The sequence below is a fragment of the Zhongshania guokunii genome (assembly GCF_040892635.1).
Lineage (GTDB): Bacteria > Pseudomonadota > Gammaproteobacteria > Pseudomonadales > Spongiibacteraceae > Spongiibacter > Spongiibacter guokunii.
In genome coordinates, this window is record NZ_JBFRYA010000011.1 from 114,166 (window position 1) to 135,363 (window position 21,198).

The window sequence follows — 21,198 nt, forward strand, 5'->3', positions numbered from 1 at the left end:
AGCCCGACCTTTCATACACGAATCTTCTGCAAGGCGGCTAGGCCATTTAGTTGAGTAACACTCTGGGCGCCTATATTAAACGTCGCAGCTATGATTTGCCGTTAGGTACATCGTCGTACGTAACGTGGATTAAAAGCGATCAGTGTCGCTATTACGGGCCGCGATTCGCTTACCGTGAAAAGCTCACCTCGCCAAAAAATATAGCTATATCGAGTAAATATTTTATGCACGACCTCCAAGTATACGTATCTTGGCAATTGAGAGTATAGGCACTTTCCGAAGCTTCGCTACCGCATATCTCCTGTGGTTTGTGATTTTTGTGTAGCCGAAGCCGTCTCGCAGATTTTCTTAAGAAATCCTTAAAAATTAGACCTTAGGCTAGTAGCGTGAAAGTGCTGCCAGAGGGTTTTTGTCATGTTTAGTTCAGTGTCTACCGGTTATGTGAAGTGTGGCCCAGTGCCAAGCCCTTGCCTGCCATCAGTTATTGAACCGCCGCAGCTGGCTATTATTGGCCGTAACGAGCCCTCGCGAGTGGAAATTGAGCGCTATATAGTGGAAAAATTTGCGGCTAGCTATGGGGCTAAAGTTGCGGAATTTATGCCGTATTTTTTGGTGTTGCAGGCGCCGCGAGGTTTTGCGGGTGTACTAGGCATACGGAGAGGGCAGCGAGCGCAGCCCTTTTTTATGGAAAATTACTTGGCGGTACCAGCGGAGCAGGCTTTGAGCCAATGCGTGGGACGGACTATTCCACGTCAGGCCTTGGTCGAAGTTGGCAATTTGGTGTCGGCGTGGCGGGGCAGCAGTCAGCTCCTGTTCATCGCTTTGGCAGCTTTAATTGTTCAAGTTGGCGCCGAGTGGGCGGTGTTTACCGCCACTCCAGAGGTGCAGAAATTACTAGGGCGTCTAGGTGTAAAGCAGTATGTGCTGGGAACGGCCGATGGCAGTAAACTCGGTGAGCAGTTGGCTGACTGGGGGACATACTACAAAAGCTCGCCCTCTCTGGTCGCGGTAAACGCCGTCCACGCCCTTAATATCTTTGCCCGCCAGCCTATGTCGAGTATGTTATTAGCCAGCTGCAAACACCAACTAGAAATTAGCTGCAGCAGCAATAATATAGGCACTTTATATGACTAAATTACTTACCGAGTTACGTCGCATCGCCTGCACCGCGGGGGACCGTGTGGCTCTGTCTGGTGAGCAAGATCAATATACTTACAGCGAGTTAATCGCGGCCGTCGATAGCTTGGCTGCTGAGCTAGCTCAGCTGGGAAGCCGTCGAATTGCCCTATTGGCCGACAATAGTCCCGCGTGGATTATCGCCGATTTAGCGTGCCTGCAAACAGGTTCGGCACTTATTCCCATCCCAGGGTTTTTTAACGCAACGCAGTTGGCAAATACCTTAGGCAGCAGCGGTGCAGAGATTTTAATTAGCGACAGTTCTGTCGATGACGCGGAATTACACCAGTTACTTGCGAGCCAAGCAGAGGTCAGTAGCTTCAATACCATCGCGCAATTGCGTGTTTGGCCACTTGCCGAGTCTGAACAGACTGCCGATTTGCCCGCAGGTACCGTAAAAATTACTTACACTTCGGGTTCAACGGGTGCGCCCAAAGGGGTGTGCTTGTCTGCTGCAAATTTATTGGCGACGGCGACGGCGCTGAACTCCGTCTTGTCCGGTACGCCGCTGCGCCGGCATTTGGCGGTGCTGCCGCTGGCGACACTGCTAGAGAACGTGGCGGGGGCCTATGCCACATTATTGCGTGGCGCCGAGCTAGTGTTACCCAGTTTGCAAAGCTTGGGCTGGGCCGGCAGCTCCGGGCTAGATATTGACGCGTTGAGTACGTGCATAAGTAGCTTGCTGCCAGACAGTGCGGTATTGCTGCCGCAGCTGCTTAAGGGCTTGATAGCCAATGCGGAGCAAGGTCGCTGGCAGCCGCCAGCAAGCTTGCAGTTTTTGGCCGTGGGTGGTGCACGGGTGGCGCCAGAGCAAATTGGACAAGCGCGGGAATTGGGTTTGCCGGTTTACGAAGGATATGGCCTGTCTGAGTGTGGCTCGGTCGTGAGTTTAAATACCCCCAGTGCCGAGCGCGCGGGTTCGGCGGGAAAAATCCTTGCTCATTGTCAGGTTGAGATTGCCGACGGCGAGGTGATGATTAAGGGCAATGTTTCACTTGGCTATCTTGGCGGTGCCGAGCTGGAATCTGTGGATGGCTTGGCCTCGGGTGATTTGGGTGAATTAGATGAAGGCGGATTTTTGTGGCTGAAAGGCCGCAGTAAAAATCTGTTGGTGAGTAGCTACGGTCGCAATATTTCGCCGGAATGGCCCGAGAGTGAATTGCTGGCGTACGCCGGTGTGGCGCAGTGTCTGGTAATTGGCGATGCCGAGGCCTATTGCAGCGCGCTAATTTTTGTAACCCCCGGTTATAACTACGACGATATTGGCCGCTATATTCGCGAGTGCAATCAACGCCTTCCCGACTACGCGCAAATACGCCGCTGGGCGGCGCTGCCTAAGCGCCTTACTGTCGCCGATGGCTTGCTCACCGCCAATGGCCGCTTACAGCGCGAGGCCATTATTGCCGCTTATCCTGAACTAATCGCACATTGTTATCCGGGTATTGTTTATCCTCTAGGTGGTGTTCAGCGTAGCTATATTCCGTCGCTACAGCAATCTGAGCTTGATTTAGCAAGCGCGGATCCAGATAAAATTGACGCCGCAAGCAGCGGTAGTGGGGATTAGTATGAATTTTTATACGCGTTTGCAAAATGAAACCCAATTAGATCGCGAGGCGCTCTACCAGATCGATTTTTTGCAGCGTGGGGTGGCTGGCGAATTGAGCTTGCAGGATTACATCGGTTTTTTACGCCAAGCTTACCATCATGTTAAACACACCGTGCCGTTGTTAATGGCCTGCGGTGGTCGGCTGCCGGAGCACTATGAGTGGCTGCGCGAGGCGGTGGCAGAGTATATAGAAGAAGAGTTGGGCCACCAGCGCTGGATTTTAAACGATATAGCCGCCTGTGGTGGCGACAGCGAGACGGTTAGTAATAGTCGCCCGGCCGCCGCAACTGAACTGATGGTTGCCTACGCTTACGACAAGATTAACCGCGTAAATCCGGTCGGCTTTTTTGGTATGGTGCAGGTGCTAGAGGGCACTAGCATTGCGATTGCCGACAGTGCGGCCGATGCTATTCAAGCCAAACTCGGCCTGCCCAATAAAGCCTTTAGCTACCTAAAATCCCACGGCGCCCTCGATGTTAGCCACGTAGAATTTTTTAAAGATTTAATGAACCGCATCGACAATCCTGCCGACCAAACGGAGATTATTCACAGCGCCAAACTGTTTTACCGGCTCTACGGGAATATCTTCCGTGAGCTGGGCAGCAGCACATCCCTATCACAGGCCGCTTAAGGCCGAGCAGCACAAGGATTCGCTATGACCGCGCTTAAAATTGTTTTGACTGGTGCCACCGGCGGTATCGGCAGCGCGATGGCGCAAAGTTTTGCTCGCGCGGGCCACCGTTTGATTTTGCTGGGTAGAAATAGCGACGCCCTAGCGGCGCTACAAGGGAGGTTGCAGGAGCCCAGTCGTCACCAAATTATGCTGGCAGATTTAAGTAGCGCCGCGACGATTGCGAGCATCGCTGCCAAGTTGGCGGCGATGGGTGAAATAGATGTGCTTATAAATAATGCGGGGCTGTCTGATTTTGGTTTAGTCGCCGACCTGCAAGACGACGCCATAGCCCAAATGCTGCAGGTAAATTTATTAGCGCCGATGCGACTTTGCCGAGCATTGCTACCGTTGCTTAGTAGCAGCGGTAATGCCGCTATCATCAACATTGGTTCCAGTTTCGGCAGTATTGGCTATCCGGGCTTTAGCGCCTACTGTGCCAGTAAGTTTGGTCTGCGCGGTTTTACCGAGGTGCTACAGCGTGAGTTGGCCGATCAGCCTATCGCCGTACATTATCTTGCGCCGCGGGCGGTGCGAACTACGATGAATAGTCCCGCAGTGATGGCGATGAACAAGGAGTTAGGCAACCGCGAGGACGAGCCTGAAATTGTCGCTGCCGCCGCTTTGCAATTACTCACCCAGCGGCGCAGTAGCAGCCGCTATCTAGGCTGGCCAGAAAAACTTTTTGTACGCCTCAATGCCTTGCTGCCTAATGTGGTGGCTAATGCGCTAAAAAAACAATTACCAACCATTCGCCGCTACGCCACCCAGCACCGAGGCCACTAGCGGTGCCCCAACCGTGTATTGAATACGTGCTAGTATCAAAGCTTCTGTGTGAGCCGAGTTATAAACCATGCGCCTATTGCTAATAGAAGATGACGAATCTTTAGCCGAAGGAATGTTGACTGCATTGCGTCGCGCTGGGTATGCGGTCGACCACGCCGCAACTGGCGCCGAAGGTCGCCGTTTTTCTGAGGCAGGCCAGTTAGATTTAGTAATTTTAGATTTGGGCCTGCCCGATATCGACGGTCTTAGTTTATTGCGAGAGTTGCGTCAGCTACTAGCTGGAATTCCTGTGCTTATTCTTACCGCGCGGGACGCGCTTAGCGACAAGATAGCCGGCCTCGATGCCGGTGCCGACGACTATCTAACCAAGCCCTTTGCATTTGAAGAGTTATTGGCACGTATTAGAGTGCTGTCGCGGCGCAATGGTCAGCTGCGTGAAACCGAGCTGCAAATTGGCAATGTGAGTATTAATATTGCGAGCCATGAAGTGCAAATGAATGGCGAAGTACAAAAAGTGTCACGGCGCGAATTTGCTATTTTACGGGCCTTGGCCGACCGCCCAGGTCAGGTCTTTAGTCGCGAGCAGTTAGAGGAAAAGCTCTATAGTTGGGGCGACGAAGTGAGCAGCAATACTGTAGATGTGCATGTTCACAATTTGCGTAAAAAATTGGGTCATTCTCTGATCAAAACTATTCGCGGTGTCGGCTTTATTCTGGGCGCCAGTGAATGAATTCTATGCGTCGCTTTCTGGTTATCAGCGTGCTCTCGGCGTTGATGCTGGTCAATTTTATTGCCGCGTTGCACGGCTATCGCTCTAGTATGCTTGAAGCCGAAAGCCTGTTTGACCAAAAGCTCAGCGAAATGGCTGCCCAGTACGCGGTGATACCGCTGACGGGAAGTGTGCCGCCACCGGCACCCGACGACCAGCAAATGGTGTTTCAAATCTTTAGCCAAGAGGGGCGGTTATTGTGGCGCTCTGCCCACGCGCCAGTAGATTTGATTAGCGACGAGCCGGGTTTTAGCGAACATAATTTTAACGACTATCGCTGGCGAACCTTAAGTTATTTAAACAAGGATAATGGCCGCAGGGTGGTGGTTGCCGAACGGGTAGATCAGCGCTATCGGCTGGCCGAGAGTGTGATATTAGAATCCATTGTGCCGGTGGTGTTGGTGCTGCCAGTCGCGGGTATATTAATTTGGCTAATTATCGGTCACGGCTTAAATAGCTTGGGGGTGTTGGCGGGAATTTTGCGCCGCAAGAATCCCGACGATTTTGGCGCCATTAAAGTAGATGGCGCCCCAGAAGAATTGATGCCAGTGATCAACTCGGTTAATGCCATGCTGGGGCGCTTGAACGCCTCGTTTGAGCGGGAACGCCGCTTTTCTGCCGACGCCGCTCATGAATTGCGTACGCCTATTAGCGCCATAAAAATGCACTTGCATAATGTTCGCGAAGAATTGCCCGGCGGCAGTGATTCGCTGCGCAGCTTAACAAAAGACGTCGATCGCTTGGCGCACTTGGTCGAGCAAATGCTTTTGTTACACCGCACCACACCAGATCATTACCCAGCTAAGTTTGAGCCAATTTCACTACCTAGCTTAGCGCGTGAACTTATTGCCGAGCGCTACGCAGATTTTGCGGCAAAAGATCAGAGCATCGAGTTAGTTGGCGAAGCGGTGACCGTAGATGGCGATCGCTTTGCGCTGGGTATTTTAGTGCAAAATCTGCTTAACAACGCCAGCAAATATACCCAGCAACAGGGCCGCATCGAGGTGCGCGTAGAGCGCAGGGCCGACGGTGTGTGGCTAACGGTGGCTGATAATGGGCCTGGAATTAATGAGGTAGCGCAGCTGCGGGTGTTTGAACGGTTTTATCGCTTGGGTGGCGATCGTCACAGCTCGGGGGTGAGTGGCTGCGGTTTGGGCCTGTCTATTGTTGAACATATTGCAGAATTGCACGGCGCAAAAATTATGATGGCAAAAGGTCTAGATGACGGCCCAGGCCTAGCGGTTAGCATTATTTTCCCGCTGCCGCCAAGCACCGCAACAAGTAGCGAGCTTGGTATTAAAGTAAAACCCATCAATAGTGCTAAGCGTTACAGCGGGCAGGGAGGTAAGCAGTGACAAGATTGATTGGCAAGCTCCCAATGTGTTGGCTTAGCCTGTTAACGCTGCTGCTATTGCCCGCAGCTGCGGCGCTGGCAGATAAACCGGTGTTCAATATTGAAATTCGTGAACATTTATTTTCGCCCTCGGAATTGCGCGTGCCGGCTAATACTAAAATTAAACTGTTAGTCCACAACCTCGACAGTACGCCAGAAGAGTTTGAAAGCTACGAGCTTAATCGCGAGAAGGTTATTTTAGGTGGCCACAAGGCCGTAATTTTCATCGGACCTTTACCTGTCGGTAACTATCCGTTTTTTGGGGAGTTTAATCCGAAAAGTGCTCAGGGGAAAATCATTGCAGAATGATGAAATATAATCCACGCAAGAGTGAACAAGTATGTTGTTGACCAGTGTTGTCATCATTATTCGGGAAGTCCTCGAGGCGGCGCTGTTAATTAGTATTTTGCTGTCGATGTGCCGCCAGCTCCGTATTAGCCAAGCGTGGTTTAAGTGGGGGGTGTTGGCGGGCTTGTTGGGTTCGGTGCTCTACGGCAGCCAAATGGGCGCTATATCGCAAATGTGGGACGGTGTTGGCCAGGAGCTAAGCGATGCGAGTATCCAAGCCCTTATTTATCTTTGTCTATTGTATAGCTGCCGAAAATTATTATTTTATCTTCATAATCCCCATCCGGCAGGTAGCGGTTTATTGTCGGTAATGGGCGCGGCAATCGCCTTGGCGGTGATTAGGGAAGGCTCAGAAATTTATATTTATTTGTCGGCGTTTCAGCAGAGCAGCGAATCGCGGATGGGCCTGTATAGTGGCTCGGCGATTGGCTTGGGTATTGGCTTTAGTTTTTGCGCGCTATTTTATTACTGGTTGCTCAGCTTTAGTCCGCGCCGAGCGGTGTTACTCGGCTGCGGCTTGCTAAGCCTCGTAGCGGGTGGCATGGTGTTGCAGGGATGCAAAATGTTAACCCAGGCAGATTGGCTGCCCGACGGCCAAGCCTGGGACACGAGTAATCTATTGCCTGAGGATGGTCTACCCGGACAATTACTGTATGCCATGATGGGTTACGAGGCCTCGCCGTCGCCCGCTCAAGTAGCAATTTACGCGGCGGCGATATTATTGATGCTGGCAAGTTTACTGCTGAGTTATCGGCAGGGCGCTAAGCGGTTATCTTCGGAAACATCAGCAGCGGAATAATAATGACAGCCATCGAGTACACACTTTTCCATCGCTTCATGGCTTGCAGTATTAGTGCCGTGTTTCTGGGTATTGCCAGTCAGTCTGCTCAAGCAGATGGTTTGGCAGTAGACAAAATATACGCGCCTTATGTTAACGCTCTAGAAAAAGAGCTCGAATACCGGATTAGCCGCGCGCAAGGCGGCTTGCAAGCGCCCAATGGCATCATTATTCAGCGTTTAGGCTTTGGCGCCGCCATAAGCGATACTCTTGCGCTAGAAGCTTATGTGATTGGCCGTGGCGACGACGATGCCTCGAGCTTTAGTGGCTATGAACTGGAAGCGCGCTGGCAGCTCACCGAGCAAGGCGAATACCCAGTGGATTGGGGCGTAATAGTAGAATACGAAAATAGCCGCGACAGCGATGTCGAAGAATTAGCAACTAAATTGATCGCCCTGCGAGAGTGGGGCAGCTATATTTTTACCGGCAATGCGGGTTTAATTTATGAAGACAGTGAAGCTACCGGCGCCGAATTTGAGACCAGCCTCTCGGTGCAGGCGCGCTACCGCTATAAGCCCTTTTTAGAACCCGCCCTAGAATTTTACGCCGCAGAAGATTACCGCGGTATTGGTCCGGCCTTGGTGGGAATGACCCGCCTCAGTACCACCGACAGTATCCGCTGGGAGCTCGGCAGTGTTATTGGTTTAAATGAAAGTAGCGCCGACTATACACTGCGTTTGATGTTGGAATATGAATTTTATTAGCAAGCTGCGTCAGGGCATTGAAGCGACAGAGGGATGCACTAATAAGTAAGTTCGTCTAATGTTTAGCAATACAAAAAGCGCTTGTTCAATAGCGACACGGAAAACCTAAAAAGGATGTATTAATGGAATACTTTACCGACGCTTTTAAAAAATACGCTGAGTTTTCGGGGCGGGCAAGCCGCAAAGACTATTGGATGTTCGTGCTAATTTACGTTCTTATTTATGTTGGGCTGTTTGTTATTGATAGTGTGCTATACACGGCGTGGCTTGCGCCAATATTTTCTCTCGTCGTTTTAATTCCCAGTATTAGTATCACGACGCGCCGTCTGCATGATACCAGTCGCTCCGGATGGTGGCAGTTGATCTACCTTATTCCTTTAATTGGTGCGATTGTGATGCTCATTTTTCTTTGCGAGGCAAGCCATTCAGATAATAAGTATGGGGCGGCACTGGTGCTTGAGTAGTCTGGTCGGTTTGTATTCATTGTGGCAGAGCGGCGGCTAATTTTTATTTAGTCGCTTTAAAATTTTCCTGTACGGTGTAGCGGAAAAATACTGGGAATGTGTTTTTCACGTAGATTTGTTCTTTTATCATGTATTTTGAGCTAATACCGCGGCTCAGGCGAACGATCACGCCGCGGGCGTCCAGTCGGTAAACTTCGCCCTCAATTTCTTCGCTGTGGTGGTCGTGAAACAGGATGTTACCGCTCAAGGTCTCACCTACTTGTAGGGGCGATTCTGATTTTTTGGCAAGTAAAATGCCGAGCTCTGAAATTTCTAAAACCCGGTAGGCGGTGTCTTTATCTACCGTGAGTGGCGGTTGCGCTGCTCGGGGGTAGGGCAGACGGAAAAAACGTCGCAGATTATTTATTTTATTAATCATATTTATATTTTACTTTTTTAGTTTTGATGGGCCCACCTGTTTGTATGTGCGCTTGGTTATTCTAGCGTTTTATATAGAGACTTGGGCGGCGCGCAAGGCGCGACGCAGTGCTGAATAATCACTGGCTTGGCTTAGGCTTGGCGGGTGCTCGCCCTCGGGGATGCAGCCCATTTCAATTAGCGCCCATTTTAATGGGGTGGAATTTGGGTCTTCTAAAAGTGCTGCGTATAGCGCTTGTAGGTGGCGGTCTAGAGCGAGCGCGCCGGCGCGGTCTCCGGCTTGGGCTAGGTTAAATAATTTTTGCATTTGTGCTGGATTGACGTTGGCCACTATCGAAACGCTGCCGTTGTAGCCCATTAGTATTTGCTGACATGCGCTGGCGTCATGGCCGGCGTATAAGCCGAATCCGCTGGGCAACTTAAGGCTGAGGAGTTCTTGGCTATGCTCGGTATTTGCCGAGCTGTCGACAAAGCCGCTTACTCCTGAAATGCGGGCAAGTTCGGTTACAGTATTGGATGAACCCACATTAGGGTTGTCGAGGTTTGCACGCACTAGTAGCGGGCGTTTGGCTAGGTTGGCGATCTCGCGAATAGTTTCTAGCATCCGGCTTTGGGAGAGGCCGGCGGCGGCAGGTATGCTAATCAGCAGCGCACTCGCGCCGCATTCATCGGCGATATTGGCGTACTCAAAAGTTTGCTCGTTAACCTTATCGCCGAGGTCGGCAATAATAGAGATTCGCTGGTCGGCTTGCCAAATTGCACGACGCAGTAACTCTGTGCGTTCTTCTATATTTAAAATTTCCGCTTGGTGGTTTGCGCTGCCGACAATTAATGCGTGACTAGCGTTATCCACATGCCAGTCCACCAGGGTTTCCAGTGTTTCGTAGTCTGGCGCACCGTTAACGTGCGTGGGCGTAATCAGATCAATAATAATTCCCTTTAACATGAAGTCGCGCCTTTTATTGCGGCAATGAAATTTAAGTATAGTCGTGAGTTTGCAATGCGTATAGCGCGCGAGCAATACAGAGCTACATCACTGATATTGGCTGGCTGAAGCTAGGCTTGGTGCGGCAAAGCTGGGGTATAGTTTTGTAAAGACGCCCCGAGCTAATTAAACAGAAGCGTATACGGTACGATTAGAAAGCCAGCGCTGAATAAGCGGTTTTATCCGTTCGGGGTATTGTTGCATGATGAGCTGAGCTTGTTCGCGCACGGCGTCGAGTAGGTCTTCGTCGCGCTGTAAGTCGGCGATTCTAAAACTCATCAAGCCGGTTTGGCGGGTGCCGAGTACTTCACCCGGTCCGCGCAGCGCTAAGTCTTGTTCTGCAATGACAAAACCGTCGTTGCTATCGCGCAGTGCCGATAGTCGCTCGCGGCCATTGCGCGATAGCGGCGCTTGATACAGCAGTACGCAAAAACTTTGTAGACTGCCGCGGCCGACGCGGCCACGCAATTGGTGGAGCTGAGCAAGGCCGAGGCGCTCGGCATTTTCAATGACCATTAAGGACGCGTTGGGCACATCTACGCCCACTTCTATAACGGTGGTGGCGACTAATAAATCGAGTTCTGCGGCTTTAAATTCAGCCATTACCGCCGCTTTTTCTTTGGGCTTCATGCGGCCGTGAACCAAGCCGACGCGCAATTCTGGCAGGGTTTCTTTGAGTAATTCCCAGCTCGCCTCAGCGGCCTGGGCCTGCAATTTATCAGAATCTTCAATGAGGGTGCATACCCAATACGCCTGCTGACCACTGGCACAGACCCCGCGCAGTCTTTCCATAACATCGCCGCGCCGTTCGTTGCCGAGCACCACGGTGTTTACCGGCGTGCGCCCGGGCGGTAACTCGTCGATAACCGAGGTATCGAGATCGGCGTAAGCTGTCATTGCTAGGGTGCGGGGAATGGGGGTGGCGGTCATGATGAGCTGGTGGGGTTGGCCTACATTGGCGGCGGCCTTTTGTTTTAGCGCCAAGCGCTGATGCACCCCAAAGCGGTGTTGCTCATCAATTATTACCAGACCGAGGCGGGCGAACTCAACATCGTTTTGAAAGAGCGCGTGGGTGCCAACGGCGAGGTGGGCGCTGTGGTCGGCAATGGCATCGCTTTGCAGTTGGCGGGCCTTGCCCTTTAATTTACCGGTGAGCCAAGCCACCTTTAAACCGAGAGGTTCCAGCCACTGGCTGAAGCTGTGGTAATGCTGTTCGGCCAATATTTCGGTGGGCGCCATCATAGCCACTTGATAGCCGCTGCTAATCGCGCGCAGCGCTGCAAGCGCGGCCACGGCGGTTTTACCGCTGCCAACATCGCCCTGCACTAAGCGCAGCATGGGAATGTGGCCGCGCAAGTCGGTGGCAATTTCTTTGGCGACCCGCTGCTGGGCAGCAGTTAGAGTAAAGCCCAGCCCTTTTAAAAATTCGCGCTGCAAGGTGGTGGGGCCGTCGAGTGCAGGGCCGCCGGCCCGCTGGGTTTCTTTGCGCAGTTCCTGCAGTGCTAAATTGTGAGCGAGCAATTCTTCAAATGCTAAGCGCCGCTGACTGGGGTGTAGGCCATCTTGTAATTGGCTTATTGATGCGTCGGTGGGCGGATGATGTAAATAGCGTAGCGCCTCGGCCAAGGTCCAGTGGCTGCGGGTTAACGTAGTGGGTAGGGATTGCTTGGGCAGCAACTCACTTACCGGGTGGTGGTCGAGGTACTGCAGCGCCTGATCGCAGAGTTTACGCCAGCTGGTTTGCGCAAAACCTTCGGTACTAGGATAAATAGGGGTCAGGCGCTCTTCAACGGGCTCTGGTTCGTCGCCACCAAGCACGCGGTATTCGGGGTGGTAGAATTCTAGGCCGCCGCTGCCCCGCCGAGGTTCCCCAAAGCAGCGCAGACGTGCACCAGGGGTGAGCTGTGCTTTTTGGGCGGCGCTGAAATGGAAAAAGCGCAGGGTGGTGGTGCCACTGCCATCTTGAATGCGACATACCAAGCTGCGGCGCCGGCCAAAAACAATATCGGCGACCAGTACCTTGCCTTCAATAACAACATCGGTGCTGAGTTGCAGCGAGCCAATTGGGGTGATGCGGGTGCGGTCCTGATAGCGCAGCGGCAGGTGGAACAGCAAGTCTTGGATGGTGGTAATACCCAACGCCGACAGTTTCTCTTTAAGCTTTGGTCCCACGCCCTTCAAAACCGCGATGCTGAGTTGATCCATCGCAAGTGTTGCGGGCGGTTTATTGGTGGGCGGGCGATTCATTAGCTGGGCTTAGGCTTCGGCGCTGGGCAAAATAGTTAGCGCGGGCGCGGTGGCCTTAATCGCGCGACTAACAACATCCACGGCTTGGTGACGGGGAAAACTGGCTCGCCATGCCAGTGCCACGGTGCGGGTTGGCGCGGGGTCGGCAAAGGGCCGCGTACACAACACACCGTCGCCGTAGGGTGCAACTTGCGCGGCAGACAGGGGCAAAATGGTTATGCCGAGTTTAGAAACCACCATGTGCTTTAAGGTTTCTAATGAGCTGCCTTCCACCACTGACTGCAAAAGCCGATCGCCGTTGGCAAAGGTTTGCCGCAAGCCTGGGCAGGCGGCCATAACCTGATCCCGAAAGCAGTGACCTTCGCCGAGTAGCAACACGTTTTCATTGAGCAAGTCGTCTTGGTGCAGCACTGTTTTAGCCGCTAAGGGGTGGTCGCAGGGTAGTAGCACCACAAAGGGTTCTTCGTAGAGCGGCTGGGTAACCACATCGGGTTCGTTAAAAGGCAGCGCCACAATAATCGCGTCGAGCTGGGATGCGCGCAGGCGTTCGCGCAGTACGCCGGTAAGGTTTTCTTCGATGTACAAGGGCATGTCCGGCGCGTATTCGCGAATCAGCGGAATACAGCGCGGGTAAAGATAGGGGCCAACGGTGTGAATCGCGCCGATGGCGAGCGGCGTACCAAGCGGGTCGCGGCCCTGATTGGCCAGTTCACGAATATGATCGGCTTGCTCAAGAACCACCCGCGCTTGGCGAATAACTTGCTCGCCTACCGGTGTGGTTTTGATTTGGCCGCGGTTGCGCTCAAACAGCGAGATACCGAGTTCGTCTTCCAGCTTTTTTATGGCCACGCTTAGGGTGGGCTGGCTGACAAAACATTTTTCTGCCGCTTTGCCGAAATGCCCCGAATCTTTCAGGGCAATAATGTAGCGCAGTTCGGTCAGCGTCATAAAAGATACCTGCTTAACGGCAAAAGCCTAATAGTTAATAGCTATGGCGTCTAATAGTACCCTGCCGTCTTTAAAAGGCAATTTATTCTTTTATGTCAGTCGCTTAGATTAGTCTTCAAATCGTAACAGGATTTTGCCGATATGCGCGCCACTTTCCATGCGGGCGTGGGCGGCGGCGATCTCTTCAAAGCGAAATACGTGGTCAATTACCGGCTTCATTTTGCCATTGCTATACAGCGGCAGTACCTGCTCTTCAATCTCCGCCGCCATTTGCGCTTTTTGTTCGCCGCTTTGGGCGCGCAGGGTAGAGGCGGTTAAAGTGAGGCGCTTCATGAGGACTGGCACAAAATTGAGTTCGGCGTTAAAGCCGGCCTGAAAGGCAATAAACACAATGCGGCCGTCGGCAGCGGCGAGCTTAATGTCCTTTTGGATATAGTCGCCGCCGACCATGTCGAGAATCACATCCATGCCGTGGCCGTCTGAAGCTTCGGCGAGAACAGTTTCGAAGGCCTCGGTTTTGTAATTGACCGCCTTAATGGCGCCGAGATCTTCGCAGGCTGCACATTTGGCTTCGCTACCGGCGGTGGTATAAACCTTGGCGCCCATCGCGGTGGCTAGGCAGATGGCGGTGGTGCCGATGCCGCTGCTGCCACCATGAACCAAAAAGTGCTCGCCAGCTTGCAATTTGGCGCGCTGAAAAACATTGTGCCATACCGTGAACAAGGTCTCGGGCAGGGCGGCGGCATCGAGCGCCGACAAGCCTTTTGGAATCGGCAGGCATTGGCTGGCAGGAGCCACGGTGTAGTCGGCATAGCCGCCGCCATTGCACAGTGCGCAGATCATATCGCCAACCGCCCAGCGGCTGACCTCGCTGCCGACTGCCACGACTTCACCAGAAACCTCCAATCCCAATATGGGGCTGGCGCCGGCTGGCGGTGGATACAAGCCATAGCGCTGCATTAAGTCGGGGCGATTAACACCGGAGCCAATCACTTTAATGAGGACTTCGTTGGCGGCAGGGGTCGGCATGGCTTCGGTGCCGAGGCTAAGGCTGTGATCTTCGCTATTTACGATGACAATGCGGCGGGTGGCGGGAATCGTTGACATGGTCGTCCTCGGGGTCAAAGTGCTAAGCTCTGCGTCGGCGTTTAGGGTGGCCACTTAAAACCTAGCAAAAAAGATGTGGGTCAGTATAGCGAAGACCGAAGCAACTGAGCCAATTGCCAGCGTGCAACGTTGGTAAATTAAATTTAGGAGAGCAGTTTGGCGATGGGTGACGACGAGATGACCAAGCAAAAGAAGTTACTGATTATTGGCTGTGGTGACATCGGCAATGGCCTAGCGCAGATGTTTTTGCCGCGCGGCTGGCAGGTGCAGGGCCTGCGCCGTGATATTACTAAACTGGCCGCAGGTATTGAACCGCTGGCGGCAGATGTGTGTGAGCCCCGCAGTATTGCAGCTCTTGGCCCTTTGCAGGCCGACTATGTGGTGGTGACCTTAACGCCGGCCGGCAATAACGCCGCGGGCTATGCTGCGGTGTTTGAGCAGGGTTTGGCGAATATATTGGCCGCGATTGCGACGGCGCCTAAGCGTATCTTTTTTGTGTCGAGCACCGGTGTTTACGCTCAGGCTAATCACGACCTGATTGATGAGCTGAGCGAAACCAGTCCAGATCGCTTCTCTGGGCAAAGTTTATTAAGAGGCGAGCAAGCTATTGCCGCCGCTGGCTGGCCGTATAGCAATATTCGCTTTGGTGGTATCTACGGTACGGGTCGATTCTTTATGCTAAATAAAGTTTTGGCGGGCGACTGCGCGCCGGCAGAACCACTGCACTACACCAATCGCATCCACCGCGACGACTGCGTTGGCTTTATTGCGCATTTAATTAATAAGGCTGAGGAGGGCGGCGAGCTTGAAAATTGCTATGTTGGCGTTGATGACGAGGCGGCGAGTATTCAAGATGTGCAGGGCTGGTTGGCAGAGCAATTAAATGTGGCCTACGCCAGCAAGGGTGAGCCTATTGCGCGCACCGGCAGCAAGCGCTGCGTAAATGCTCGGCTGCGTGCCAGCGGTTACGCATTGAAGTACCCAACATTTCGCAGCGGCTTTGAACCGGTACTGCGCGCATGGCGGGCTAGTACCGGAAAAGCGCAAAATAGCGATTAAAGCGCGAGAATCACTTCGACTTCAATCAGCGCGTTGCGGGGCAGGGCCGCAACTTGCACACAGGCGCGCGCGGGGTAGGGCTCGCTAAAGAACTTAGCCATTACCTCGTTAACTTGAGCAAATACACTTAAGTCGGTTAAGGAGATATTAACCTTAACGGCGTTATTCAAGCTGCCGCCGCTGGCATCTGCCACTGCTGCAAGATTGTGAAAAACTTGGGTGGCCTGCTCAACAATACCGCCCTCGATCATGGTCATGGTTTCTGGAACCAAGGGAATCTGACCAGACAGGTAAACCGTATTACCCACCTTCACCGCTTGCGAGTAAGTGCCAATGGCTTCTGGGGCGTGAAGGGTGTTGATGTATTCTTTAGTGCTCATGGGGTTTGCTTCCTAGTTTCAGGATTGATATTGATTAGTGGAATTGCTTAATGCTGGACGGGAGACGGGAGATGCCAAGATAAGCGGCTTTTGCGTTTACCGTCTCTCATCAAGCGTCTGGCTGATCAATGCCTTTCCCGCGTTACCTTAATCACCGCCGGAATATTTCTAATCCGGCGCATTACATTGGCCAAATGCACCCGCGAGCGCACGCCGACAATAAGGTGAATGGTACTGATTTTGGCGTTTTCGTCTTCTACGCTGATTTTTTCTATGCTGCCATCGGCGCCGTTTACGCGGGTAGCTAACACAGCAATAATGCCGCGTTGTTTGGTTAGTTCAATTTTCATTTCTACCGAGAAGTCGCGCTCGATATTTTCGGCCCAGCTCAGTGGTACTACGCGGTCGGGCTGGCTGCTTAACTCAATGCTGTTGTGGCAGTTTTCGCAGTGCACTACCACGCCCTTTTCGGAGCTGACGATGCCAATGATATGGTCGCCGGGTATGGGGTAGCAGCAGCGGGCAAAGTTAACCAAGAAGCCTTCGGTGCCGTGAATGACCATAGACTGTCGGGTTGGTGGCGGTCGCAGGGCGTCGCCGTCGGCGATATCGTCGCGCAAATTGAGCAGCTGGCGCGCAGTTAAGTAGGCAACTCGGTTGCCCATGCCAATCTGCTCATAAACATTGTCTGGGGTTTTGGCGTGGGTAGTTTCAATTAACTGCTGGATGTACTTGCCTTCAAAGTCGGCAATGTTCTCGTTCATGCTGGCCAGCGCGCGCTCTAGCATGCGCTTGCCCAAGGTAACGGCTTCGTTCTTGCGCTGGTATTTCAGGTGGTGGCGAATACCCGTGCGGGCTTTAGCGGTAACCACAAAATGCAGCCACGCGGGATTGGGTTGGGCGCCGGGGGTGGTGATGACTTCTACAGTTTGGCCGCTTTGCAAGGTTTCCGACAGTGGTGCTAGGCGGCGATTAATCCGACAGGCCACACAGCTATTCCCAATATCGCTGTGTACCGCGTAGGCAAAGTCGACGGCGGTAGCGCCAGCTGGCAATTCCATAATGTCGCCGCGGGGTGTGAATACATACACCTCGTCGGGGAATAAATCGATTTTTACATTCTCGATAAATTCCAGAGAGTCGCCAGCACGCTCCTGCATTTCTAGCAGGCCCTGCACCCATTGGCGGGCGCGGGCGTGGCTGGAATTGCGTTTGGGTTCGTGTTCCGAGCTTTTATACAGCCAGTGAGCGGCAATGCCGTTATTGGCCATGTCTTCCATGTCATGGGTGCGAATTTGAATTTCAATCGGCACGCCCTCTAAGCCGAACAACACCGTGTGTAAAGACTGGTAGCCATTGGCTTTGGGAATGGCAATATAATCTTTGAACTGGCCTGGCACCGGCTTGTAGAGGCTGTGTACGCAGCCTAAAACCCGATAACAGCTGTCGACCGAGTCCACCACAATGCGAAAAGCATAGAGATCCATGATCTCTTTAAGCGACTTACGCTTATTGCGCATTTTACTGTAAATACTGAATAGGTGCTTTTCGCGGCCGATAACATTGGCCGTATGACCTTCTTCGGTCAGGCAATTTTCAATACTTTCTTTAATATTGCTTATGGTTTTTTTGCGGTCGCCAAAGCGGGTGGTAATGGCCTTGCGAATGCGTCGGGCACGCATGGGGTGCATAGACATAAAGCCTAGGTCTTCAAACTCCACCCGAATATTGTGCATACCCAAACGCTGGGCGATTGGCGCGTAAATTTCTAAGGTTTCTTTGGCGATGCGTCGGCGCTTGTCTTGGGGCATGGCGCCGAGGGTGCGCATATTGTGCAGACGGTCGGCCAGTTTAACCAAGATAACCCGAATATCCTTAGCCATGGCCAGCGCCATTTTTTGGAAATTCTCGGCCTGCTGCTCGGCCTTAGACTGAAACTCGATACGGGTTAGCTTAGAAACCCCATCGACAAGTTCGGCCACCACTTCGCCAAATTGATTACTTAAGCCCTGCTTAGTGACGTGGGTGTCTTCAATAACGTCGTGAAGCATAGCCGCCATCAAACTTTGAACGTCCATGTGCATTTCAGCAAGGATGCAGGCAACGGCGAGGGGGTGGGTTACATATGCTTCGCCACTGCGGCGATTTTGGCCTTCGTGGGCCTGTTCGGCGTAATAGTAAGCGCGCCGAACCTGATTGACCTGTTCGGGGGTGAGATATTCAGCAAGGGAAATAGCTAGGGCGTCGATCGATCCGGCCGGCACATTAGTGCTGCTGCTTGGATTGAAAAAACTGTATTGATGCATCGACGCCCCTTTCAGACGCGAATTACAGTGAAGCGGCGCCCAATTCAGCGCCCAGATCGATTTCTGGCTCGTCGTCGTGCTTGTTGGCAGCCATCACCTGTTCGCGGGTGATCTTGCCTTCGGCCAGTTCGCGCAGCGCAATAACCGTTGGCTTATCGCCTTCTTCAGCTACCAGCGCAGTTTTGCCGCCAGTTGCCAGAGCATGGGCGCGCTTGCTGGCGACCATAACTAATTCAAAGCGATTATCGACGGCTTGTAGGCAGTCTTCAACAGTAATTCGGGCCATGATGTGTTTCCTGCAGACTAAACAAAATCAGCGCACAAATTGCGCGCTGTTAATTACTTGGCAGTCTATCAAAAAGCGTGAGCTTATGACAGTAGCGCGGCAAGCAGGGCGTCATGACGGTCCTGTTGCTTGTCGAGTTGCAGGCGACGGGCGCGAATAATCGCCTCCAAGTCACCGAGCGCGGTGTTAAAGTCGTCGTTAATGACCACGTAATCGCCTTCAACATAGTGCGACATTTCGGCAACAGCGGCGTCCATGCGGCGCTGAATCACACTGTCATCGTCTTGACCCCGGCCAGTGAGGCGCTCATTTAGCGCCTCGCGCGACGGTGGCAGAATAAAAATCGCGATTGTTTCCGGCATTAGGCGGCGCACTTGCTGGGCGCCCTGCCAGTCAATTTCCAGAATGACATCTTCGCCACGGGCCAGCTCCGACTCCACCCACGCCTGGGAAGTGCCGTAAAAATTATCGAATACCTGGGCGTGTTCTAAAAATGCCGTTTGGCCCAGCATCTGCTGAAACACCTCATGGCTGATAAAGTGATAATTCACCCCATCCTGCTCACCAGGGCGCATAGGCCTTGTGGTGTGCGAGATCGACACACTGAGCTGGGCAGTGCGTTTCAGCAGCTCCGCCACCAAACTGGTTTTGCCGGCCCCAGAGGGCGCTGAAATGGTATAGAGAGTACCTTGACTGTGCATAGCGACGGGGTCGTCCTCTTTATTGTGCTCGCGGCGGTGGCTGCGCGACAGATAGCGTTTAGATTATACGACCAGTTTAGCAAGGCGTCACGGAAGGGGGGGAATTCTGTGGGTATTGGCATTATGCTAGCGATGATCTTAGGTGCCTTGGATTTCGGCGATGCGCCGCTGAGCGTCCTCCGCGGCGTCTTCCTCAGTAAAGCTCAATCCACAATCAAACTCTATTCCGGACTTAGTGATAGCCCATTGAAAGCCGCCCCGCCATCGGTCGGGATTGGCGTCGATATGAATTTCGAATCTAGCGTTCCGGTCGTTTGTGCCTGAGCTGTCGTGTGTTGGTAGATTCATGGTTGCGGTCCGGAGGCGTTTAAATGACCCATTTTCACCAAAGATTGAACTGGAGTCTACGGACTATGCGTCACACTCAATGGGGAAAAGTCAGGGGCATTATCTTGCGGGCATCAGCTTTCACTGGCCCAGCTGGTAGCGGCTGGGGAGAATAAATTGGTTCTCGTTGTAGGTAGAACGACCTACAATGCTTGCCTAATTGGTGTATGGTGTTAATGTTTTTTAACTGTCTGGATATACAGTATGTTGTGCGCTTCAGATCAAGCTTGAGCGCTACGCTCATTGGTCTATCTGGTACATGAGTCGTTGATGCGGAAAACAACCAAAAAGTCATTCGCCACGCTAAGTAACTAAAAAACCACTTGGGTATTTTGGTCAACAATCAAAAATTGTAGTAGTAAATAATGAAGAATAGAAAAGACATACTGGCTTCGGCTGAGCGCCTAATTGCACCATTTGTTCTGCCGCATGTACCTGAGGGCACAGAGCCGAAGGCGCTTGTAGATCAATGGTTGCATGCTATTGCAACGGGTAGTCAGTTTTTTTGTGATCCTACTATTACGCCACCAGCGGCGATGAAGAAGAAAATACTCGCGGCACTTAAAAAACAGAAAATATATACAAATCAGGATGATTTTTTTGATCTGGTTTTCGGCGCTCTTAAGCTCAGGCCAGAAAAGAACGCTAGGTTTAGATTTATTGATCTTTTTGCTGGCATTGGTGGTGTCAGGCTTGGATTTCAAAATGCGGGTGGAGCTTGCGTTTTTTCATCTGAATTTGATCGGCATGCTCAGCAGACATATTTTCGTAATCATGGGGAGCACCCATTTGGGGATATCACCTTAGTAGATCCAAATAGCATCCCTGATCATGATGTTCTTTTAGCAGGCTTCCCCTGCCAGCCATTTTCTCATGCGGGACTAAAACTTGGGATTGAGGATACTAGGGGGACATTATTTCACGATATAGCAAAAATAATTGAAATTAAGAAGCCTCGATTCGCGCTATTAGAAAACGTAAAGGGGCTGATAAGCCATGATAAAGGGCATACTTTAAAAGTAATTCTTAAAACTATGACAATGATAGGGTATAGCTGCAATATACCAAAAGAAACCATTGAACACGGTACCACCAAAGAAATACAAAATTTGGCTAAAGAAATGGTGTTGAAATCAATTGATTTTGGTGTTCCGCAAAATAGGCAAAGAATTTACATCGTGCTTTGGCGGGATGGAGAAATTGAACGTTTCGATTATCCTCGGCCGCTTGGTGTAGAGACTAGGGTCGGATCAATCCTAGAGGATAAACCAGATCCGAAATTAACTATTTCGGATCGATTGTGGGAAGGGCATCAGCGCCGGAAAAAGCAAAACAAAATTAATGGAAAAGGCTTTGGTTATGGATTGGTGACTCCAGAGTCGCCCTATACTAATACTATATCTGCGCGATATTACAAAGACGGAAGTGAAATTCTGGTCGATCAAAAGGGAAGTAACCCGAGGAAGGTAAGCCCGAGGGAAGCGGGAAGGTTGCAAGGGTTCCCAGATGAGTTTTTAACGAGTGACTCAAAAGTTCAGGCTTATAAGCAGTTTGGGAATAGCGTATCCGTCCCAGTTGTAGCGGCGCTTGCTAAGAAAATATCTAGCATTATATAGGGATG

At 52.0% G+C, this 21,198-nt stretch carries 22 protein-coding genes; 12 read left to right on the plus strand and 10 right to left on the minus strand.

Features of this window, described 5'->3' with window-relative positions:
- Window positions 1-414 precede the first annotated feature (414 nt).
- The 10 genes from AB4876_RS13215 (at window position 415) to AB4876_RS13260 (ending at window position 8,754) form a co-directional block, all read left to right on the plus strand.
- Window positions 415-1,134: a thermostable hemolysin gene (locus AB4876_RS13215; protein WP_368382242.1), complete on the plus strand. Its 720-nt coding sequence runs from the start codon at window positions 415-417 to the stop codon at window positions 1,132-1,134.
- Window positions 1,127-2,740 (plus strand): AMP-binding protein, encoded by a 1,614-nt coding sequence (locus AB4876_RS13220; RefSeq protein ID WP_368382243.1) that lies wholly within the window; start codon window positions 1,127-1,129, stop codon window positions 2,738-2,740. Before AB4876_RS13215 ends, AB4876_RS13220 begins: the two co-directional genes overlap by 8 nt.
- Before the next feature lies 1 nt (window position 2,741).
- On the plus strand, window positions 2,742-3,413 hold the full coding sequence (locus AB4876_RS13225; protein WP_368382245.1) for an iron-containing redox enzyme family protein: 672 nt from the start codon (window positions 2,742-2,744) through the stop codon (window positions 3,411-3,413).
- Window positions 3,414-3,437: 24 nt separating this feature from the next.
- Window positions 3,438-4,238, plus strand: coding sequence for an SDR family oxidoreductase (locus tag AB4876_RS13230; RefSeq protein WP_368382247.1), 801 nt, complete (start codon window positions 3,438-3,440; stop codon window positions 4,236-4,238).
- Window positions 4,239-4,305: 67 nt separating this feature from the next.
- Window positions 4,306-4,968: a response regulator gene (locus AB4876_RS13235; protein ID WP_368382249.1), complete on the plus strand. Its 663-nt coding sequence runs from the start codon at window positions 4,306-4,308 to the stop codon at window positions 4,966-4,968.
- Window positions 4,965-6,362: an ATP-binding protein gene (locus AB4876_RS13240; protein ID WP_368382251.1), complete on the plus strand. Its 1,398-nt coding sequence runs from the start codon at window positions 4,965-4,967 to the stop codon at window positions 6,360-6,362. The genes AB4876_RS13235 and AB4876_RS13240 overlap by 4 nt, the downstream gene beginning before the upstream one ends.
- A 23-nt stretch (window positions 6,363-6,385) precedes the next feature.
- Window positions 6,386-6,709 (plus strand): cupredoxin domain-containing protein, encoded by a 324-nt coding sequence (locus AB4876_RS13245; RefSeq protein WP_368382292.1) that lies wholly within the window; start codon window positions 6,386-6,388, stop codon window positions 6,707-6,709.
- A 31-nt stretch (window positions 6,710-6,740) separates the two neighbouring features.
- Window positions 6,741-7,547: an FTR1 family protein gene (locus tag AB4876_RS13250; RefSeq protein ID WP_368382252.1), complete on the plus strand. Its 807-nt coding sequence runs from the start codon at window positions 6,741-6,743 to the stop codon at window positions 7,545-7,547.
- A gap of 2 nt (window positions 7,548-7,549) precedes the next feature.
- Window positions 7,550-8,290, plus strand: coding sequence for a hypothetical protein (locus AB4876_RS13255; protein ID WP_368382254.1), 741 nt, complete (start codon window positions 7,550-7,552; stop codon window positions 8,288-8,290).
- Between the two features lie 122 nt (window positions 8,291-8,412).
- Complete coding sequence (locus AB4876_RS13260) at window positions 8,413-8,754, plus strand: DUF805 domain-containing protein (RefSeq protein WP_368382256.1); 342 nt, start codon at window positions 8,413-8,415, stop codon at window positions 8,752-8,754.
- 43 nt (window positions 8,755-8,797) lie between these two features.
- On the opposite strand, the gene AB4876_RS13265 is transcribed toward AB4876_RS13260, so the two are convergent.
- From AB4876_RS13265 to AB4876_RS13285, 5 genes are all read right to left on the minus strand, one after another.
- Window positions 8,798-9,172 (minus strand): hypothetical protein, encoded by a 375-nt coding sequence (locus AB4876_RS13265; protein ID WP_368382257.1) that lies wholly within the window; start codon window positions 9,170-9,172, stop codon window positions 8,798-8,800.
- Window positions 9,173-9,241: 69 nt separating this feature from the next.
- Window positions 9,242-10,117: a dihydrodipicolinate synthase family protein gene (locus AB4876_RS13270; protein ID WP_368382259.1), complete on the minus strand. Its 876-nt coding sequence runs from the start codon at window positions 10,115-10,117 to the stop codon at window positions 9,242-9,244.
- Window positions 10,118-10,282: 165 nt separating this feature from the next.
- Entirely contained in the window at window positions 10,283-12,403 is a 2,121-nt protein-coding gene (gene recG / locus AB4876_RS13275; protein WP_368382261.1) for an ATP-dependent DNA helicase RecG, read from the minus strand.
- Between the two features lie 9 nt (window positions 12,404-12,412).
- The gene (locus tag AB4876_RS13280; RefSeq protein WP_368382263.1) at window positions 12,413-13,351 is read right to left on the minus strand and encodes a hydrogen peroxide-inducible genes activator; all 939 of its coding nucleotides are present in this window, start codon (window positions 13,349-13,351) and stop codon (window positions 12,413-12,415) included.
- A gap of 108 nt (window positions 13,352-13,459) precedes the next feature.
- Complete coding sequence (locus AB4876_RS13285) at window positions 13,460-14,458, minus strand: NAD(P)H-quinone oxidoreductase (protein ID WP_368382265.1); 999 nt, start codon at window positions 14,456-14,458, stop codon at window positions 13,460-13,462.
- A 162-nt stretch (window positions 14,459-14,620) separates the two neighbouring features.
- On the opposite strand from AB4876_RS13285, the gene AB4876_RS13290 reads away from it, so the two are divergent.
- Window positions 14,621-15,517, plus strand: a complete 897-nt coding sequence (locus AB4876_RS13290; RefSeq protein ID WP_368382293.1) for an NAD(P)H-binding protein — start codon at window positions 14,621-14,623, stop codon at window positions 15,515-15,517.
- Here the strand turns inward: AB4876_RS13290 and AB4876_RS13295 are convergent.
- From AB4876_RS13295 to AB4876_RS13315, 5 genes are all read right to left on the minus strand, one after another.
- Window positions 15,514-15,897 carry a RidA family protein gene (locus AB4876_RS13295; RefSeq protein WP_368382267.1) on the minus strand — a complete coding sequence of 128 codons (384 nt, stop codon included), beginning with the start codon at window positions 15,895-15,897 and terminating at the stop codon, window positions 15,514-15,516. The genes AB4876_RS13290 and AB4876_RS13295 overlap by 4 nt on opposite strands.
- Window positions 15,898-16,022: 125 nt before the next feature.
- Window positions 16,023-18,203 (minus strand): RelA/SpoT family protein, encoded by a 2,181-nt coding sequence (locus tag AB4876_RS13300; protein WP_368382269.1) that lies wholly within the window; start codon window positions 18,201-18,203, stop codon window positions 16,023-16,025.
- Between the two features lie 22 nt (window positions 18,204-18,225).
- A complete protein-coding gene (rpoZ, locus tag AB4876_RS13305; protein ID WP_008252847.1) occupies window positions 18,226-18,489 on the minus strand; it encodes a DNA-directed RNA polymerase subunit omega in 264 nt (87 codons plus the stop codon).
- Between the two features lie 83 nt (window positions 18,490-18,572).
- Window positions 18,573-19,190: a guanylate kinase gene (gene gmk, locus AB4876_RS13310; RefSeq protein ID WP_368382271.1), complete on the minus strand. Its 618-nt coding sequence runs from the start codon at window positions 19,188-19,190 to the stop codon at window positions 18,573-18,575.
- 138 nt (window positions 19,191-19,328) lie between these two features.
- The gene (locus AB4876_RS13315; protein ID WP_368382273.1) at window positions 19,329-19,538 is read right to left on the minus strand and encodes a hypothetical protein; all 210 of its coding nucleotides are present in this window, start codon (window positions 19,536-19,538) and stop codon (window positions 19,329-19,331) included.
- A gap of 404 nt (window positions 19,539-19,942) precedes the next feature.
- Between AB4876_RS13315 and AB4876_RS13320 the strand changes: the two genes are divergently transcribed.
- Window positions 19,943-21,193 carry a DNA cytosine methyltransferase gene (locus AB4876_RS13320; RefSeq protein WP_368382275.1) on the plus strand — a complete coding sequence of 417 codons (1,251 nt, stop codon included), beginning with the start codon at window positions 19,943-19,945 and terminating at the stop codon, window positions 21,191-21,193.
- Window positions 21,194-21,198: the final 5 nt, after the last annotated feature.

Bases quoted from the DNA above. Each gene is read 5' to 3' on its own strand.
- AB4876_RS13215 (WP_368382242.1), top strand. From the start codon at position 415: ATGTTTAGTTCAGTGTCTACCGGTTATGTGAAGTGTGGCCCAGTGCCA.
- AB4876_RS13220 (WP_368382243.1), top strand. From the start codon at position 1,127: ATGACTAAATTACTTACCGAGTTACGTCGCATCGCCTGCACCGCGGGG.
- AB4876_RS13225 (WP_368382245.1), top strand. From the start codon at position 2,742: ATGAATTTTTATACGCGTTTGCAAAATGAAACCCAATTAGATCGCGAG.
- AB4876_RS13230 (WP_368382247.1), top strand. From the start codon at position 3,438: ATGACCGCGCTTAAAATTGTTTTGACTGGTGCCACCGGCGGTATCGGC.
- AB4876_RS13235 (WP_368382249.1), top strand. From the start codon at position 4,306: ATGCGCCTATTGCTAATAGAAGATGACGAATCTTTAGCCGAAGGAATG.
- AB4876_RS13240 (WP_368382251.1), top strand. From the start codon at position 4,965: ATGAATTCTATGCGTCGCTTTCTGGTTATCAGCGTGCTCTCGGCGTTG.
- AB4876_RS13245 (WP_368382292.1), top strand. From the start codon at position 6,386: ATGTGTTGGCTTAGCCTGTTAACGCTGCTGCTATTGCCCGCAGCTGCG.
- AB4876_RS13250 (WP_368382252.1), top strand. From the start codon at position 6,741: ATGTTGTTGACCAGTGTTGTCATCATTATTCGGGAAGTCCTCGAGGCG.
- AB4876_RS13255 (WP_368382254.1), top strand. From the start codon at position 7,550: ATGACAGCCATCGAGTACACACTTTTCCATCGCTTCATGGCTTGCAGT.
- AB4876_RS13260 (WP_368382256.1), top strand. From the start codon at position 8,413: ATGGAATACTTTACCGACGCTTTTAAAAAATACGCTGAGTTTTCGGGG.
- AB4876_RS13265 (WP_368382257.1), bottom strand. From the start codon at position 9,172: ATGATTAATAAAATAAATAATCTGCGACGTTTTTTCCGTCTGCCCTAC.
- AB4876_RS13270 (WP_368382259.1), bottom strand. From the start codon at position 10,117: ATGTTAAAGGGAATTATTATTGATCTGATTACGCCCACGCACGTTAAC.
- recG (WP_368382261.1), bottom strand. From the start codon at position 12,403: ATGAATCGCCCGCCCACCAATAAACCGCCCGCAACACTTGCGATGGAT.
- AB4876_RS13280 (WP_368382263.1), bottom strand. From the start codon at position 13,351: ATGACGCTGACCGAACTGCGCTACATTATTGCCCTGAAAGATTCGGGG.
- AB4876_RS13285 (WP_368382265.1), bottom strand. From the start codon at position 14,458: ATGTCAACGATTCCCGCCACCCGCCGCATTGTCATCGTAAATAGCGAA.
- AB4876_RS13290 (WP_368382293.1), top strand. From the start codon at position 14,621: ATGGGTGACGACGAGATGACCAAGCAAAAGAAGTTACTGATTATTGGC.
- AB4876_RS13295 (WP_368382267.1), bottom strand. From the start codon at position 15,897: ATGAGCACTAAAGAATACATCAACACCCTTCACGCCCCAGAAGCCATT.
- AB4876_RS13300 (WP_368382269.1), bottom strand. From the start codon at position 18,203: ATGCATCAATACAGTTTTTTCAATCCAAGCAGCAGCACTAATGTGCCG.
- rpoZ (WP_008252847.1), bottom strand. From the start codon at position 18,489: ATGGCCCGAATTACTGTTGAAGACTGCCTACAAGCCGTCGATAATCGC.
- gmk (WP_368382271.1), bottom strand. From the start codon at position 19,190: ATGCACAGTCAAGGTACTCTCTATACCATTTCAGCGCCCTCTGGGGCC.
- AB4876_RS13315 (WP_368382273.1), bottom strand. From the start codon at position 19,538: ATGAATCTACCAACACACGACAGCTCAGGCACAAACGACCGGAACGCT.
- AB4876_RS13320 (WP_368382275.1), top strand. From the start codon at position 19,943: ATGAAGAATAGAAAAGACATACTGGCTTCGGCTGAGCGCCTAATTGCA.